This window comes from Fructilactobacillus cliffordii (genome assembly GCF_024029355.1).
Taxonomy (GTDB): domain Bacteria; phylum Bacillota; class Bacilli; order Lactobacillales; family Lactobacillaceae; genus Fructilactobacillus; species Fructilactobacillus cliffordii.
In genome coordinates this window covers 331,007-347,071 of record NZ_CP097117.1, presented here as the reverse complement: position 1 = coordinate 347,071, position 16,065 = coordinate 331,007, and the positions used below count along the sequence as shown (strand labels likewise).

The following is a 16,065-nucleotide window of genomic DNA, read 5'->3' as shown; positions in this document are numbered from 1 at the left end:
GTTTTTTCGAGGAGTAAATATGATCACAGACTACGAAACGGCGCTGGCTTACATTCACGGTCGCCCCCGAATAAAAAAAGAAACCACTCAGCGGCGGATTAACGAGCTGTTGCAACAGCTGGGTCATCCAGAACGTCAAATTAAAACGGTTCACATTGTGGGAACCAACGGTAAGGGTTCGGTCGTGGCGTACCTTCAGCAACTATTAATGGAAAGTGGTCTCTTAGTGGGAGCATTTACTTCCCCCTTTATCGTGCGGTTTAACGAGCGGATTCAGATTAATCAGGTGTCGATTCCAGATCAAAAACTGGTGCAACTCGTGCAACGGGTGCAGCCCGTGGTGACTGAGTTAGATGCTAAAGATCCAGAACTAGGTCCATCTGAATTTGAATTGATTACGGCATTGATGTACTTGTATTTTCACGAACAAGGGGTGCAAATTGCATTAGTGGAGGCGGGTATCGGGGGGCAATCTGATTCAACGAACGTTGCTGATCAAGCACTAATGACCATCATCACTACGATTGGGATGGATCACATGGCCATTTTAGGCGATACGCTTACTAAAATTGCGACTGACAAAGCCGGGATGATTCGCGAAGATTGTCCGACAGTGACCGGGCCGCTTCCTGACGAAGCCAATCAAATTGTGCAGGAGGTGGCGATTAACCGTCACAGTCAGCTTGTCCAACTGCATCAGCAGTTTGACTACCACCGACTTACTGCCCAGAGCTTTTCGTTTCAAGATCAGTTTGGCAACATCAGGCAAATTAAGACCAACATGATTGGTGATTTTGAGATGGAAGATGCCGCCGTTGCAATTGCGGCTTTTCGTAATCTAACTCAGAAAACAGCGATGATGCCGGTGACGCAGACGGGAAATATCATCCAGAGTGCGATTCCGAAGACCCGATGGGCCGGCCGAATGGAGGTAGTCCAAACAAATCCCCGAACTTTAATTGACGGAGCGCATAACGTACCTGCCGTTCGGCGATTGTTAGAAACGCTGGATCAGTTTCCAGAACAGCGATTTAACGTGGTGTTAGCGGTGCTAGCCGATAAACAGTACCAGAAGATGGTTAAACTGTTACGCAGTGATCCCCGCATTCACCTGTATCTAACTGAATTTTCCGGAACGGGTCAGCGGGGTAGTGCAGATTTTTCTGACCCGGCGTTTGCTGATTTGGATTATATTACGGATTGGAAAACGGCCATTACCGTTGCCCAGCACCAGACGTCACAGAAGGATTTAACACTGATTACGGGATCACTCTTGTTCATTGCAACCGTGCGGGCTTGGTTTTTTAAAACGACTAAAAATTAAAGAATTGCTAATAATTCCAAACACGAGCCGTAACGGAACGCAATATGATATACTGGGATTATTAATAAGAAATTAAATATTACGATAAAGGGATGAACATTTTGTTTGGACTAGGAACTAAAAACATTGGAATTGATTTAGGGACTGCCAACACACTTGTTTACGTTGAAGGCAAAGGGATCGTCTTAAGAGAACCCTCTGTCGTGGCACGCAATGCCAAAACAGGTGAAATTGTGGCAGTTGGAAACGAAGCAGAAGAAATGCTAGGCCGTGCACCCGCTAGCATTGAGGTAATTCGTCCCATGCGTGACGGAGTAATCGCTGATTACGATACGACGGTCGCCATGTTGAAGTACTACATTGGCAAGGCCTTGGGCAACCGAAACGGTCGTCCGTACGTGATGGTTTGTGTTCCCAGTGGTATTACGACGGTGGAAAAACGAGCTGTGATTGATGCAACCCGGGTCGCCGGTGCTCGAGACGCCTACGTAATGGAAGAACCATTCGTAGCAGCGATTGGTGCCGGATTACCCGTAATGGATCCAACTGGAAGCATGGTCGTTGACATCGGTGGAGGAACTACAGATGTTGCTACGCTTTCCTTAGGGGGAATTGTTTCGTCTCGTTCCATTCGGATGGCAGGAGATAAACTAGACGAAGCCATCGTTTCTTACGTGCGGAAAAATTATAACCTCTTAATTGGATTGCCGACCGCAGAACAAGCTAAAATTAAGATTGGCTCTGCTTCAATCGAAAGAGCACGCCAAATGGAAAGTGAAACCGTCCGGGGCCGTGATTTATTGACGGGATTGCCTAAGTCAACGGAAATTACAGCAGAAGACGTCGCAATTGCCATTCACGAAGGAATCTTGGAAATCATTAACGCCATTAAGGAAACCTTGGAATCGACTTCACCTGAAATTTCTGCGGACGTTGTGGACCACGGGATTGTTTTAACCGGTGGTGGTGCCTTGATTCAGAATCTGGATGAAGTGATTGCGGATGCTACCAAGGTACCTGTAAGCGTCGCTCAAAATCCATTGGACTGTGTGGCAATTGGAACCGGTGAATCACTTAAGAGTATGGAAGTCATGAAGAAAAAATAAGCCAAATAAGCGGGTCTCTCCCGCTTATTTGTTTTATTGAATTGAATGGGAGATTGATATGCAGAAGCTTTTTTCCAGTCGTAACTTGGTGATTTTGGTAATTTGCCTAGTTCTGAGCTTGGGCCTCATTACCGGGACGGTTGCCATTCGAAACAAGCGGGCCACTCCGCCCATCATTCAAAGAATTGGAAATGATATCGCGGGATTTGGAAACCAAACGTTAGGTTTTCCCGTTGGGATTGTAGATGGTTTTTTTGCAAATACGAATGATTTATTAAACACCTATCACGAAAACCGGATTTTAAAGGGAAAGGTCGATCAAATCGAGGCTACCCAAACCAAGAATGCAGCCTTAAGTTCCGAAAACCAACAGTTAAAACGGCAGTTAAAAATGGACAAGACGCTGACGGATTACACTAAGGTGAATGCCAGTGTAATTGCACGGACTCCTTCTAATTGGCAACAACAACTGGTGATTAACAAGGGGAAGCTCAACGGCATTCAAAAGAACATGCCGGTAATTGTGAACCAAGGGCTAATTGGCCGAATTAGTGAAGTTAACGATACGAACAGTAAGGTTGAATTGATTACTGATAGTGGAGACGGTGCAAACCGTTTTGCGGTTGAAGTTGCTGGTGAAAAGGGTCCCGTGGATGGATTGATTTCTGGTTACAATAACGCTAACAATGAACTTGAAATGGGGAGCTTAACCTCAAAAGACAAGATAAAAAAGGGTGCTAAGGTAATGACCAATGGCCTAGGAGGAACGACTCCGAAGGGATTGTACGTGGGAAAAGTGACTGGTATTTCTGGTGCTGCCAACGGAATTTCAGAACAAATTAACATCAAACCGGCCGCCGATACCCGTAGCATTGATGTTGTTTCAGTGTTAGGAAAGAAATAGGGGGCGTGAATCATGATGAAAAAAAGAAAACGTCACATTCTGTTTCCGTTGGGTGTGATCATTGCCTTCATTTTCGAAGGCTCTGTCATGCACTTTTTTTCTGGATTATTAGCAGGAACGTTTCCGATGGTTCCCTATCTAACCCTTTTGTGGTTTGTATATGCCATTCTCTTTGTAAATGATTTATCGGAGTTACACCTTTACTGGTGGGCTTGGGGGATTGGAATTGTGTATGACTTGTATTACATTGGGGTTTTAGGTATTTACACTTTTTTATTCCCGCTGATTGTTTACGTTACAAGGTTATTTAAAAGTTACATTGAAGCGAACTTTGTTAGCGGAACATTAATTTATCTAATTGATTTAGTTATTGTGTTAACATTAAGTTATATGGCGGGACGGATTGCACATCTGGTATATTTTTCTGGAGTGCATTTTATGGCCTTCGCCTTTGGTCCGACGATTTTACTGAATCTCATTCTCTTTTTATTGTTGTACTATCCAGTGAGTTTGTTGTTTGACCAATATCGATCATAGGAGTTTTCAACGTATGAAAAGTGTGATGTTAAAGGGAAGCCAAACTGGTTTTCAAGTTACGATTAATGATGAAGCTGACTTTCAACAAGCTGTCCAAGAATTTGAAAAGTTAATGACCCAGTTGGCTACGAAAAATCAAGATGCCGCAGAATCAAAAATTGAATTCACAATTTTATCGGGGAATCGGGCGCTTTCTGCTGACCAAAAACAGCGATTGCGCAATATTGTTAATCAAGCGGGAAACCTGGTAATTAAAGAGTTTAAAGCCGATGTTATGTCTAACGATGAAGCATATCATCTGCGTGATGAAAATCGAGTTACAATTATTGATCAAACAATTCGTAATGGTCAAGACTTGCGGGTCAAAGGGGACGTCCTCTTTTTGGGTTCAATTCACCAGGGAGGGCGTTTAATTACTAACGGTAATCTCTTTAGTATGGGCAAGGTGAAAGGGATTGTGCACGTTGGTTTTCCTGTCGACGAAAGTAAACTAGCCATTGGTGATTTTCATGAAGCCCAGCAGGTTCGGATCGGCGAACAAATCGAGATTATTGCTGACCAACGTCAGCCGGTTTCTGCTGATGTGCGGACTGTTGTGCATGTGAATGACTTGCATAGTATCGGCTACAGTAATTTGGATAACATCAAAGCGATTAGTCCAAAATTCTTTAGTAGAATTGGAGGAATTTAAAGATGGGGGAAGCAATTGTAATCACATCTGGAAAAGGTGGGGTTGGAAAAACAACGACGTCCGCTAACATTGGGACAGCCTTAGCCCTTATGGGAAAGAAGGTGTGCCTTTTAGATTTAGATATTGGATTGCGTAATCTTGACGTGGTGTTAGGATTAGACAATCGGATTATGTATGACATCGTGGACGTTGCCAAGGAACGGGTTTCTGTCTTCAAAGCTTTGATTAAAGACAAGCGATTTGATGGAAATCTGTATCTATTACCGGCTGCGCAGAATACGGATAAAAATTCTCTTACTGAGGAAGAAGTTAAAAACATCGTGGATGAGTTAAAACCACGGTTTGATTACGTTTTAATTGATTGTCCAGCTGGAATTGAACAAGGTTTTTTGAACGCCGTTGCCGGTGCCGATCGAGCAATTATTGTTACCACTCCTGAAATTTCTGCAGTTCGGGATGCCGATCGAGTAGTTGGTCTCTTAGAAAAGCACCCATTACAAGAAGCTCCCGAGTTAATCATTAACCGGATTCGACCCAATATGATGGATAATGGGGATGTGATGGATGTTGATGAAATCACTCGACATCTGGGGGTAAAGCTGTTGGGAATTGTAATCGATGATGACGAAGTGATTAAAACGTCTAACCATGGAGATCCAATTGTTTTGAGTTCTGATAACGTTGCTGCCAAGTGTTATCAAAACATTGCGCGGAGGCTCATGGGTGAAACTGTACCGTTGATGCCCATTCAAGCTGCCAAACCCAGTTTCTGGGATCGACTTAAACACTTATTCAAGTAGACAATTACAACCCTTAGGAATTTGCTAAGGGTTTTTTTATTGGAGGAAGTATGCAGAACAAGACAGCACGCATTCATTTTAGCCAACAACCGGGGAGTAAATTTAAGACAACTACGGTTGCCATTGATTTTGTGGAACCATTGGATTGGCAAAACTTAGAAAAACGGGTCTTATTAGCAGAATTGATGGAAAATTACAGTCAAAAGTATGCTAGTAAATTGCAAGTAGCACAGCGTTTGGCGGAATTATACGGAACGCAGTTTGGCACCTCGGTTTTTCGGGTGGGGAACCAAGCGGTATTACGGTTTTTAATTAGTTTTGCAGATGCACGCTACCTTCCTGATGAAGTTGATGTAATCGCAGCGGTGGGTGATTTCATCAACGAGATGATTTTTCATCCTCTGATTAATAAGGGGGAATTTCCCACTGACTTGTTCCAACTACACCAGCAAAATCTAATTGATTATGTCAAAAATCTAGATGATGATAAGAAGTATTATGCTAGTCGCCAGTTACAAGAACTTTATTTTGCAGAAACTCCGCTTCAAGGCAAGAGGGTGCTGGGCGATGTACACCGGTTACAAAGTTTAACCAGTGCTGAAGTTGCGCAATATTACCGGAAGTTATTAACCGATGATGAAATTTTTGTGTCGGCGCTTGGGACGGCTGCACCGGCAATAACAACTCAACTCCAAATGCAATTTGACCAATTACAGCCGACTACTAGTGATGCTAGCAACGTCTTATCCCGGACGTTCCCGCAGCACATGCATACCAAGGTGGAATCTGTACAACAACAGCAATCGCTTTATCATCAGGCTTATACATTGCCAGTATTTCGTACGGATGCCGATTACTATGCTGCCGTGGTAATGAATAGTTTGTGGGGTGGAACGGCCAGTTCATTAATGTTTCGTGACATTCGTGAGCGGGATAGTTTAGTTTATTACATTAACAGTAGTTATGACTCTACCGTAGGCTTACTCACGATTCAAAGTGGGATTGATGGGGAACAGCAACCGCGGGTTCAAACGTTGATTCAAGCCGAACTCCAACGACTAATTGATGGCGATTATTCTGATTCCGATTTAGTCCAAGTCAAGGAAGTTTTAACCTCAAGCTTTAAGAGTCGGGCTGACAGTCCGCGCCGCTTAGTTAACCAACAATTTTTACAGCAATTATTGAGACATGATGCCAGTGGGTCATGGTCAAACCACATTCAGTGCGTTTCTAAAGCAGAAATTAGTGCCGTAGCGAGACAGCTGCAGTTGCGGGCCACCTTCTTTTTGAAAGGAGTTTCTAATGCAAAAACACTATAATCAATATGATGAAACGGTAGAAAGCACTCGGCTTGCGAACGGAATGAAAGTAATTGTTAATCCGAAACCCCAGTTTAATTCAACCTATGCGATGTTGACTGCGGACTTTGGCTCGATTAACGTCCGACTCAAAAATCGGATCGTTCCAGCTGGTATTGCCCACTTTATGGAGCATAAGTTGTTTGATAAGGAACATTACGATTCTAGTGATCACTACGCTGCTCTAGGAGCAAGTGATAATGCTTTCACCAGTTTTGCACAAACTAGTTACTTGTTTACAGCGACTGACAACGTGATTGAGAACCTCCGAGTGTTGTTAGATTTAGTTTATCACCCATTCTTTAGCACAGAAAAGATTGCTAAGGAACAAGGCATCATTGGGCAAGAAATTTTGATGTATCAGGATGATCCCAATTCGCGACTCTACTTTGATACGATTGCTAACTTGTATTCTAATTCGCCGTTAAGCGCTGACATTGCTGGTAACATTGCTTCGATTGCCCAGATTACAGAGGCGGATCTCTACGCGACCTACCACCAGTACTATCAACCCGGTAATCTAACCCTAACCATTTGCGGACCGGTGACGTTAGCGGACATTTTACCCGTTCTGCAAACATTACCAACCACGTCAGGTGATCAGGCCGAGTTACGTCGATTGAAACAGCAAACGAAGCGGGACATTCAAAACAGCTTGGTGATTCCAAAGACCACGACTTCATTAGGAGTAACCACGCCGAAAGTAGCGGTAGGGTATCGGGGACCGGCACCAATTCGGGCCGGTCGGGACTTTGCCCAGCAGGAATTAGCCTTCGGCATTTTTCTCCAGCTTCTATTTTCCGAAGATTCAGACATTTATCAACAGCTTTACCAAACGGGGATTATCAACGATTCCTTTGGTTTTGATTTTGAAATGGAAGCCGCCTATCACTTTTTGATTTTTGCCATGGACACGGAACAACCGGAGCGTTTTAGTGGTAAGATTGGAGCTGTAATTGAACAAGCCCTTCAAGATCCACAGCGCTTAGCACCTCAGTTTGATTTGATTAAAAATGAAGAACTGGGAGAACGAATTAGCCAAATGAATTCGGTTTCTGCCATAGCCAACCAGTTAGGGATGGCCATAGATGGTTATACTAATTTATTTGATGAAATTGAAATCATTAACCAGTTGGATTTGAAAACGGTCGTTACATTCGCCCGGGATTTCTTTCGGGCTAGTCAAAAAACGATTAACCTGATTAAGTAACCGACCGTGTTTTCACCATTATGGATATGATATACTGACAATAAATTAAGGAATTGGAGTTGAAAAAAATGAGTGAGGAAAACAAGCAAGCAAGTAATCCTGAAATCGGAGCTCAATTAAAGGCAGCTCGGGAAAAAGCCGGTCTGTCGGTGGACGAACTCCAAAAGCAGACCAAAATTCAGAAACGGTACCTAACGGCGATTGAAAATGATGATTTTGCTGCATTGCCGGGTCAATTTTACGTCCGGGCGTTTGTGAAGCAATATGCGAACGCGGTGGGGTTGAACGGAGAACAATTTTTACAGGACTCCCATTTGACGACTGCTAAGGTTAATCCCGATGCCGATTCATTAAAATCAACCGAACCAGCGGAAGCATCGGACAGCCGGACCTCTAATCGACCGACGAACAGCCCCAACTTATCCAAGAATCAGACGCAGATGGATCGACAAAAGATGCTTCCATTATTGGGTCTCGTAGTAATCGTGATTATTATCATCGGGGTTGTGATTTTTGCGGTTGCTAAAACTCGGCAAGATAGTAGCGCCACGGCGCCTAAAAACGCTAAGGTTACCGTTACTAATGATGACGCTAAAAAGAAAAGAGCGAAAAAGACAGAAAAACAAGCCCCCAAAAACAACTTAAAGGAAGGGCAAACGGAAATTAAACAGGTGAAAGACAGCACCAGTGACTTTACCGTTAAGACCGGAAATGCCACCTCTAAGTTAGATTTAGCAGCAACGCAAGCAACGACTGTAACAGTGAAACTGGATGGAAATCAGGTGTACAGTGGTACGTTAAATCAAAATGCGGGGCACCAAGTTGACATTCCGAAGAACACTAAAGAAGTGAATATTCATTTGACGAACGCTCCGATTTCAAGTGTTAAGTTAAATGACCAACAAGTAATGCTACCTCAACCGGCAGCGGGTCAAGATGCGAACCAGCGGGATATGAACTTTAAATTTGAATGGTAACGAACAATGGCGGCCTGTGTAATAGCAGGACGTTATTTTCGCTTTGAGGAGGATTTTTTGCAATGAATTTACCTAATAAACTAACCATGTTTCGGATTATCCTGATTCCCATTTTTATATTGTTATTAGCGTTACCGATTAGTATGGGGGCGGTGGTAATCGCCGGAACCATGATTCCGGTGAACCAGTTGTTGGCGGCTTTGGTATTTATTGTGGCAGCTTTAACTGATTTTTTGGACGGTCAGATTGCCCGTCGCGCGCACCTGGTCACTAACTTTGGGAAGTTTGCTGATCCGTTGGCCGATAAGATGATTGTCATGTCAGCTTTCATAATGCTGGTGGGAGTCGGGGATAATAACGTTGCTGCCTGGATTGCAGCTATCATTGTGTGCCGGGAGTTAGCAGTCACTGGGTTACGCTTAATTATTGTTCAAAATGATGGTCAGGTCATTGCGGCTGATTGGTCTGGAAAGGTTAAGACCTTTTTCGAAATGATTAGTGTCATTTTATTACTGTTAAACAACGTGTTTTTCAATAACTTGAACTTACCAGTCGGACAATTCTGTTTGTACGTAGCTCTCATTGCAGCCATTTACTCGGGGGTTGAATACTTTGTTAAGAACCGCAAGGTCTTTGCGGATTCTTTTTAGCTGATTTAAAGCACCGAATTAGGAAGAAGTTTAAAAATGAAAGCAGAAATTATTAGCGTGGGAACGGAGCTGTTACTGGGCGAAATTGTGGATACCAGTACTCCATTCATTGCCCAGCATTTGGCAAATTTGGGCATCGATGTGTACTTTGAGGCCACGGTGGGAGATAACCCCGAACGCTTAACTACGACCATTCAACGAGCCGCACGACGCAGTGAACTAGTAGTTTTAACTGGGGGACTCGGTCCGACCGAAGACGATTTAACGAAAACCACGTTAGCTAAACTAGTGAATCGGCCGTTGGTTCCGGAACCGCAGTCAATGAACAAAATTAAGACCTTTTATGCAGAGACCAAACGTCCACAACCTGTCCACGCTGACCTGATGGGGGAAATCATCGAAGGAGCAACTGTCTTACCCAACGAAGTCGGATTTGCCGTTGGAATGTTATTGACCACGAAACAGTGTCATTATCTGGTATTACCAGGTCCTCCGGCTGAGTTGCAACCAATGTTTGAAAAGGAAGCAGAACCGCGATTAGCGCAGCTAACCCAACACGGTCAGGTGATCAAGTCCCGGGTCATGCGTTTTTTTTGGGATTGGCGAACCAGCATTAGAGGACTGCTTGCACTCGTTGATTGCCGGACAGCAGAATCCGACGCTCGCTACGTATGCTAAGCAAAATGAGGTTACGTTACGAATCACTGCTAGTGGGAGTGAGAAGGCAGCCGTAGCTCGGTTGCTGGATGAAACAGAACAGCAGGTGCTACACCTAGCAGGACAATATTTCTACGGCTATGGTGATGATAATTCACTGGAACAGGTGGTAGTTCAGCTTTTGCAACAACGCCATTTAACCATTACCGCAGCCGAATCGTTAACCAGCGGACTTTTTCAAAGTACGTTAGCTAACGTTGCCGGAGCATCGCAGATTTTTTCGGGGGGCTTTGTTACTTATGCTGCTACCACGAAAGAGCAATTAGTAAATGTTCCTGCTGCTACGATTGCCACTCATGGAGTAGTTTCAAAGGAAACGGCTGTTGCCATGGCAACGGGAGCTCAACGACAATTACAAACTGATTTAGCCATTTCATTTACCGGAGTGGCTGGACCAGATGAGCTAGAAGGTCATCCGGCGGGCTTTTTTTGGTTGGGACTGGCCTTACCGGACGGACGGGTGCTTACTCGCAGCGTCCAGTTTTCTAGCTCGCGAAATTCCGTCCGTGACTATGCGGTTAAATCAGGGTTGAAATTAATTTATGATTATTTCCAAGGTTAGTTACTGACAAAGATGGAAATGGATGTTTCAATGGTCTTAGTTGACAGTTAAATTTTTTAACATTAAACTGGATAAGTGGCAAACGTGATGAACGTTTGCTTCTTTAAAATTCAAGTGATACGGGGGAAAAATAATGGTATTTGCTATTGTTGGATGCGCCGCTATCGCTATGATTGTTGGTTTTTTAATCGGGCAATTTACTCATAAACGAACGGTGGAAGCCAAGCTAACTGCCGCTCATCAAAATGCTAATGATATTCTAACCGATGCGCAACGTCAGGCAGAGCAGCAACTTAAAGAAGCGACTGCTAAAGCTAAAAAAGACGGCAACGCTTACCGAAATAAGGTCGAAAAGGGCCTGAAAAAACGGCGGGATGATATTCAACGCCAAGAAGATTATTTACTGAAACGAGAGGAAGCTTTAGATCGTAAGGATCGAGCTTTTGAAAAACGGGATGATAATCTAAATCGGTTAGAGGAACGCATTAGCAGTGAGAAAAAAGCACTGGAAAAAAAGCAACAAGATGCAGATGCACTTATCGCAAAAAGGCAGGCCGAGGTCACCAAAGTCGCTTCCTTAACAGAAGCAGAGGCACGCGACTTAGTGCTGGATGAAACGAAACGTGATTTGGCAGACGTTCGGGCGCGGATGATTAAACAAAACTATGAATCCGCCAAGCAGACGGCTGCTCAGGACGCGAAGAATTTAATTGTAGAAGCCCTACAACAAAGTTCTGCAGATATTGTTTCAGAGACCACGGTGTCCGTTGTGGCCCTTCCCAATGATGATATGAAAGGAAGAATCATTGGTCGGGAAGGACGTAACATTCGGACTTTTGAAACCGTAACGGGAGTTGATTTAATTATTGATGATACTCCCAATGCGGTGGTTCTGAGTGGGTTTAATCCAATCAGAAGAGAGGTTGCCAAATTAGCGCTTGAAAAGTTGATTAAGGATGGACGGATTCATCCCGCTCGGATTGAAGAAATGGTGGAGAAAAGTAAAAAAGAACTCGACCAACAGATTCAAGAAGAAGGCGAAAACGTTATCTTTGATTTAGGGATTCATTCCATGAATCATGAATTAGTCAAGTTAGTGGGACAATTGAAATATAAAATTTCATATGGGCAAAACGTCTTGTCCCGCTCCATTCAGGTTGCTAAACTAGCTGGAGTTTTTGCAGCTGAGTTAGGTGAAGATGTAACTTTAGCAAAGCGCGCTGGATTATTACACGAAATTGGACGAGCAACAGCGAGTGGGACCGATGAATCATACGTTGAAGCCGGAGTTGATATTGCCAAGAAATATGGCGAAGATCCGGTAGTCATCGATGCGATTCGACTCGAAAACGAGTTAAATGAGCCACACACCCTGGTTTCCGAATTAGTGGATGTTGCCAATCGAATTTCGATTACCCGGCCAGGGGCTAAGAGTGACTCGTTAGAGAGCTTTGTGCACCGGTTGGAAAAACTGGAGAACATTACCAATCGTTTTGATGAGGTCGAAAAAAGTTACGCCGTTAAGGCCGGCCGCGAAATTCGAGTAATTGCGAAACCAGAAAAAATCTCTGACTCACAAGCAATTGTGTTAGCTAGAGAGATTAAGGACAAAATTGAAAATGAAATGAATCATCCGGGTCACGTCGAGGTAAAAGTGATTCGGGAAGTTCGTTCCGTTGAATATGCTCAGTAGGAGACTGGTTGGTACCAGTCTTTTTTTATTTAGAAATTTCCATGGTAAAATAAGGTTAACAGAATAAATTTAGATGGGCGGACAGTCATGCAATTTTTATTTTTAGGTGACGTGGTTGGTGAGATGGGAATACAGTTAGTGGAACAGTATCTTCCCGAGTTAAAAAAAGAGTTTAAACCACAAGTTACCATTGTGAACGGAGAAAACACGACCAAAAGTGGCCGAGGAATTACCCAAAAATTATTTAAGGATCTAATGAAAGCCGGGGCTGGCGTTGTGACCTTGGGTAACCACGCATGGAATAATCAAGAGATCTTCACCTTTATTAATCAAACCCCTAATCTGCTGCGACCTTTAAATTATCCTGGAACCAAGGTCCCGGGACATGGCTATGCCACATTAAACATCAATGGCACGCAGGTTGCTGTGATTAACTTGCAGGGCCGGGTATTTATGGAAACAACTGATGATCCGTTTGCAGCGATTGATCGACTCGTCAATCAATTGCACGCGAAAGGAATTAAAGTTATTTTTGTTGATTTTCATGCCGAAACGACCAGCGAGAAAAAAGCGATGGCTTTGTTTTTAGACGGTCGGGTTTCAGCCGTAGTTGGGACGCATACCCACGTGCAGACAAATGATCCGCAAATTTTAACGAACGGAACTGCTTTTTTGACGGATGCCGGAATGACCGGTCCCGCTACAGGCGTGATTGGAATGGAGTATCAACCCGTCATTCAAAAATTTCTGACGGCGCGGCCAAATCGCTTTGCGGTTCAAACGACTGGGCCTGGGATCCTGTCCGGATGTGTGGTTAACATTAATCCGCAAACTGGCCATGCCAAAAAGGTGCAAACGATTTTAATTGATCATGACCATCCGTACCATAACGTTTAAATGAAAGAGTGAAAACATGGTAAAAGCAACAAAAAACACAGCAATGATGGAGCAGTATCAAAAAATTAAAGACCAGTATCCGGATGCATTTTTGTTCTATCGAATTGGGGATTTTTATGAGCTTTTTAACGATGATGCAGTGAAGGGGGCCCAGTTACTGGAACTAACCTTAACGGCGCGTAATCGCAATGCTGATGATCCGATTCCGATGTGTGGCGTGCCCCATCACTCGGCACAAAATTACATTGATACGCTGGTGGACCAGGGTTACAAGGTGGCCATTTGTGAACAGGTTGAAGATCCCAAACTCGCTAAGGGCATGGTGAAGCGCGAGGTGGTCCAGTTAGTGACTCCAGGAACGCAAACTGACAATCATGCTGAGACTGCCAAGGTCAATAACTATTTAACTGGAGTAGTGGTTGATGAGAACCAGCATCAGTTCGGCCTTGCTTACATTGAACTTTCAACGGGGGAACTAAAGGCCTGTCAGTTGGATAGTCAGGATGCGGTTTTAAATGAAATTATTAACTTAAATTCCAAGGAAGTCGTGGTTGCGGGAGAACAATTAACTTCACTAACTGCTCAGTTGGAAAAATTAGGCATTTTAGTTTCGCATGCTGAACCAGCGCCAATTGCTAACGAACAACTATTAGCAGGCTTACGCAGTTCTGTTTTACACCAAGCGGGCGAACTACTGCTAACCTACGTAACGGAAACCCAAAAGCGTAACTTAGCGCACATTCAACCAGCAGTTCAGTACCAACCGAACTCTTTTTTAAAGTTAGATCATAATTCGCAGTACAATTTGGAACTGACAAAGAACATTCGCACCGGAAAAAAAGCTGGAACCTTACTGGGCGTCTTGGATGATACGAAAACGGCCATGGGGGGACGAAAACTTAAGCAGTGGCTGGACCGACCGCTACTTCAACCACAACAGATTGAAACACGACAACGATTGGTTAAGACCCTGCTAGAGCACTACTATGAACGCAACGAACTCAGAGAAGCGCTTGTTCAGGTATATGATTTGGAACGGTTAGCGGGACGGATTGCCTTTGGTGGGGTTAATGGTCGTGATTTAATGCAACTGGCAACCTCGTTAGCGCAAATTCCTAAGGTTAAACACGTTTTAGATGAGCTAGATACACCTGAGTTTGCCGATTTGTATCAGCAACTGGATGATCTTCACGATGTGAAGGAGTTGATTGAAGCAGCGATTGTGTCAGAGCCACCAATTTCTGTAACTGAGGGTGGCGTCATTAAGCCTGGTTACAACGAAAAATTGGATCAGTACCGCGATGCAATGCAAAATGGGAAGCACTGGTTAGCTGATTTAGAAGCCCAGGAACGCCAGGCCACGGGAATTAATAACCTGAAGGTGAAGTATAACCGAGTCTTTGGATACTTTATTGAGGTTTCTAAGGTTAACTTAGCCAAATTGCCAGAAGACCGGTACTCTCGGGTGCAAACGTTAGCGAACGCCGAGCGCTTTACGACACCGGAATTAAAGGCGAAAGAAACCATCATCATGGAAGCCCAGGAAAAATCACAGAGTCTGGAATACGAACTGTTTACCCAGTTGCGCGACCAGATTAAGCAAGAGATTCCGCGGGTGCAAAAGTTGGCCGGTGGAATTGCCAGTTTAGATGTGTTACAAAGCTTTGCCCACGTTAGTGAACGTAACCAGTTTGTGCAACCGACCTTCAACACGGAGCATCGCCTCCAGATTACGAACGGACGGCACCCCGTGGTCGAAACGGTGCTGGGACCACAGGAATACGTCCCGAACTCCATTGAGATGGATCCAGAGACGCAGGTGCTCTTGATTACAGGACCCAACATGTCCGGGAAGAGTACTTACATGCGACAACTAGCGTTAATTGTGGTACTTGCACAGATGGGGTGCTTTGTTCCTGCGGAAGCGGCAGAGCTCCCGATTTTTGACCAAATTTTCACCCGAATTGGGGCGGCGGATGACCTGATTTCTGGTAAGAGTACCTTTATGGTGGAAATGAAAGAGGCCAATCAGGCGCTCCAAACGGCGACCTCCGACAGTTTAATCTTACTGGATGAACTGGGACGGGGAACCTCTACGTATGACGGAGTGGCGCTAGCACAGGCTATCATTGAGTACATTCATAATTACATTCACGCTAAAACGTTATTTTCGACGCACTACCACGAACTGACTGACTTGGATCAAGAACTAAAACACCTGCAAAATATTCACGTGGGGGCCGTGGAAAAGGACGGGCAGTTGGTCTTTTTGCACAAGATTATGCCGGGTCCTGCCGATAAATCGTACGGGATTAACGTGGCCAAGTTAGCTGGACTTCCTGATCAGTTACTGGAACGGGCACAAACCGTGTTGGACCAGTTAGAAGCGGAGAATGGACAACACGTGACAACCCAGGTGCGCCAATCCAGTCAGGAACCAGATACTCCCACAAAGACAGAGAAACAATTAGAGTTGTTAGCCCCAGCGCCACAGCCCCAGCCGGTGAATTCCAGCAAGCTAACTAGTACCGAAAAACAGTTACTCAAAGCAATTAAACAAACTGATCTAATGGGGAAAACTCCATTAGAACTAATGAACTTAGTCTATCAGTGGCAGCAACAATTACGAAAGGACTGAG

Annotated in this window: 15 protein-coding genes; all 15 read left to right on the top strand. The window is 44.2% G+C overall.

Annotated elements, in window-relative coordinates; genetic code table 11:
- Positions 1-19 precede the first annotated feature (19 nt).
- The 15 genes from M3M38_RS01795 to mutS all read left to right on the top strand — a co-directional run bounded on the left by M3M38_RS01795 (position 20) and on the right by mutS (position 16,064).
- Positions 20-1,324: a bifunctional folylpolyglutamate synthase/dihydrofolate synthase gene (locus tag M3M38_RS01795; RefSeq protein ID WP_252814521.1), complete on the top strand. Its 1,305-nt coding sequence runs from the start codon at positions 20-22 to the stop codon at positions 1,322-1,324.
- 101 nt (positions 1,325-1,425) lie between these two features.
- Positions 1,426-2,430 carry a rod shape-determining protein gene (locus M3M38_RS01790; protein WP_274705802.1) on the top strand — a complete coding sequence of 335 codons (1,005 nt, stop codon included), beginning with the start codon at positions 1,426-1,428 and terminating at the stop codon, positions 2,428-2,430.
- Between the two features lie 58 nt (positions 2,431-2,488).
- Positions 2,489-3,334 (top strand): rod shape-determining protein MreC, encoded by an 846-nt coding sequence (gene mreC / locus M3M38_RS01785; protein ID WP_252814519.1) that lies wholly within the window; start codon positions 2,489-2,491, stop codon positions 3,332-3,334.
- Between the two features lie 12 nt (positions 3,335-3,346).
- Positions 3,347-3,871, top strand: coding sequence for a rod shape-determining protein MreD (mreD, locus tag M3M38_RS01780; protein ID WP_252767365.1), 525 nt, complete (start codon positions 3,347-3,349; stop codon positions 3,869-3,871).
- Between the two features lie 13 nt (positions 3,872-3,884).
- The gene (locus M3M38_RS01775; protein WP_252767364.1) at positions 3,885-4,562 is read left to right on the top strand and encodes a septum site-determining protein MinC; all 678 of its coding nucleotides are present in this window, start codon (positions 3,885-3,887) and stop codon (positions 4,560-4,562) included.
- A gap of 2 nt (positions 4,563-4,564) precedes the next feature.
- Complete coding sequence (gene minD, locus M3M38_RS01770; RefSeq protein WP_252767363.1) at positions 4,565-5,362, top strand: septum site-determining protein MinD; 798 nt, start codon at positions 4,565-4,567, stop codon at positions 5,360-5,362.
- 50 nt (positions 5,363-5,412) lie between these two features.
- The gene (gene yfmF, locus M3M38_RS01765; protein ID WP_252767362.1) at positions 5,413-6,681 is read left to right on the top strand and encodes an EF-P 5-aminopentanol modification-associated protein YfmF; all 1,269 of its coding nucleotides are present in this window, start codon (positions 5,413-5,415) and stop codon (positions 6,679-6,681) included.
- A complete protein-coding gene (gene yfmH, locus M3M38_RS01760) occupies positions 6,665-7,930 on the top strand; it encodes an EF-P 5-aminopentanol modification-associated protein YfmH (RefSeq protein WP_252814517.1) in 1,266 nt (421 codons plus the stop codon). The genes yfmF and yfmH overlap by 17 nt, the downstream gene beginning before the upstream one ends.
- Before the next feature lie 68 nt (positions 7,931-7,998).
- Positions 7,999-8,907 (top strand): helix-turn-helix domain-containing protein, encoded by a 909-nt coding sequence (locus M3M38_RS01755; RefSeq protein WP_252767360.1) that lies wholly within the window; start codon positions 7,999-8,001, stop codon positions 8,905-8,907.
- A 62-nt stretch (positions 8,908-8,969) separates the two neighbouring features.
- A complete protein-coding gene (gene pgsA, locus M3M38_RS01750) occupies positions 8,970-9,557 on the top strand; it encodes a CDP-diacylglycerol--glycerol-3-phosphate 3-phosphatidyltransferase (RefSeq protein ID WP_252767359.1) in 588 nt (195 codons plus the stop codon).
- 36 nt (positions 9,558-9,593) lie between these two features.
- Complete coding sequence (locus M3M38_RS07490) at positions 9,594-10,235, top strand: molybdopterin-binding protein (protein ID WP_338082201.1); 642 nt, start codon at positions 9,594-9,596, stop codon at positions 10,233-10,235.
- The gene (locus M3M38_RS07485; RefSeq protein WP_338082200.1) at positions 10,183-10,836 is read left to right on the top strand and encodes a nicotinamide-nucleotide amidohydrolase family protein; all 654 of its coding nucleotides are present in this window, start codon (positions 10,183-10,185) and stop codon (positions 10,834-10,836) included. The genes M3M38_RS07490 and M3M38_RS07485 overlap by 53 nt, the downstream gene beginning before the upstream one ends.
- Positions 10,837-10,969: 133 nt before the next feature.
- Positions 10,970-12,529, top strand: a complete 1,560-nt coding sequence (rny, locus tag M3M38_RS01740; protein WP_252814515.1) for a ribonuclease Y — start codon at positions 10,970-10,972, stop codon at positions 12,527-12,529.
- 87 nt (positions 12,530-12,616) lie between these two features.
- Entirely contained in the window at positions 12,617-13,426 is an 810-nt protein-coding gene (locus tag M3M38_RS01735) for a TIGR00282 family metallophosphoesterase (RefSeq protein ID WP_252767356.1), read from the top strand.
- Between the two features lie 16 nt (positions 13,427-13,442).
- Entirely contained in the window at positions 13,443-16,064 is a 2,622-nt protein-coding gene (gene mutS, locus M3M38_RS01730; protein ID WP_252814514.1) for a DNA mismatch repair protein MutS, read from the top strand.
- The last annotated feature ends 1 nt before the right edge of the window (position 16,065 follow it).

What these genes read in the sequence shown, in the direction of transcription:
- M3M38_RS01795 (WP_252814521.1), top strand. Translation starts at nt 20, where the DNA reads ATGATCACAGACTACGAAACGGCGCTGGCTTACATTCACGGTCGCCCC.
- mreC (WP_252814519.1), top strand. Translation starts at nt 2,489, where the DNA reads ATGCAGAAGCTTTTTTCCAGTCGTAACTTGGTGATTTTGGTAATTTGC.
- mreD (WP_252767365.1), top strand. Translation starts at nt 3,347, where the DNA reads ATGATGAAAAAAAGAAAACGTCACATTCTGTTTCCGTTGGGTGTGATC.
- M3M38_RS01775 (WP_252767364.1), top strand. Translation starts at nt 3,885, where the DNA reads ATGAAAAGTGTGATGTTAAAGGGAAGCCAAACTGGTTTTCAAGTTACG.
- minD (WP_252767363.1), top strand. Translation starts at nt 4,565, where the DNA reads ATGGGGGAAGCAATTGTAATCACATCTGGAAAAGGTGGGGTTGGAAAA.
- yfmF (WP_252767362.1), top strand. Translation starts at nt 5,413, where the DNA reads ATGCAGAACAAGACAGCACGCATTCATTTTAGCCAACAACCGGGGAGT.
- yfmH (WP_252814517.1), top strand. Translation starts at nt 6,665, where the DNA reads ATGCAAAAACACTATAATCAATATGATGAAACGGTAGAAAGCACTCGG.
- M3M38_RS01755 (WP_252767360.1), top strand. Translation starts at nt 7,999, where the DNA reads ATGAGTGAGGAAAACAAGCAAGCAAGTAATCCTGAAATCGGAGCTCAA.
- pgsA (WP_252767359.1), top strand. Translation starts at nt 8,970, where the DNA reads ATGAATTTACCTAATAAACTAACCATGTTTCGGATTATCCTGATTCCC.
- M3M38_RS07490 (WP_338082201.1), top strand. Translation starts at nt 9,594, where the DNA reads ATGAAAGCAGAAATTATTAGCGTGGGAACGGAGCTGTTACTGGGCGAA.
- rny (WP_252814515.1), top strand. Translation starts at nt 10,970, where the DNA reads ATGGTATTTGCTATTGTTGGATGCGCCGCTATCGCTATGATTGTTGGT.
- M3M38_RS01735 (WP_252767356.1), top strand. Translation starts at nt 12,617, where the DNA reads ATGCAATTTTTATTTTTAGGTGACGTGGTTGGTGAGATGGGAATACAG.
- mutS (WP_252814514.1), top strand. Translation starts at nt 13,443, where the DNA reads ATGGTAAAAGCAACAAAAAACACAGCAATGATGGAGCAGTATCAAAAA.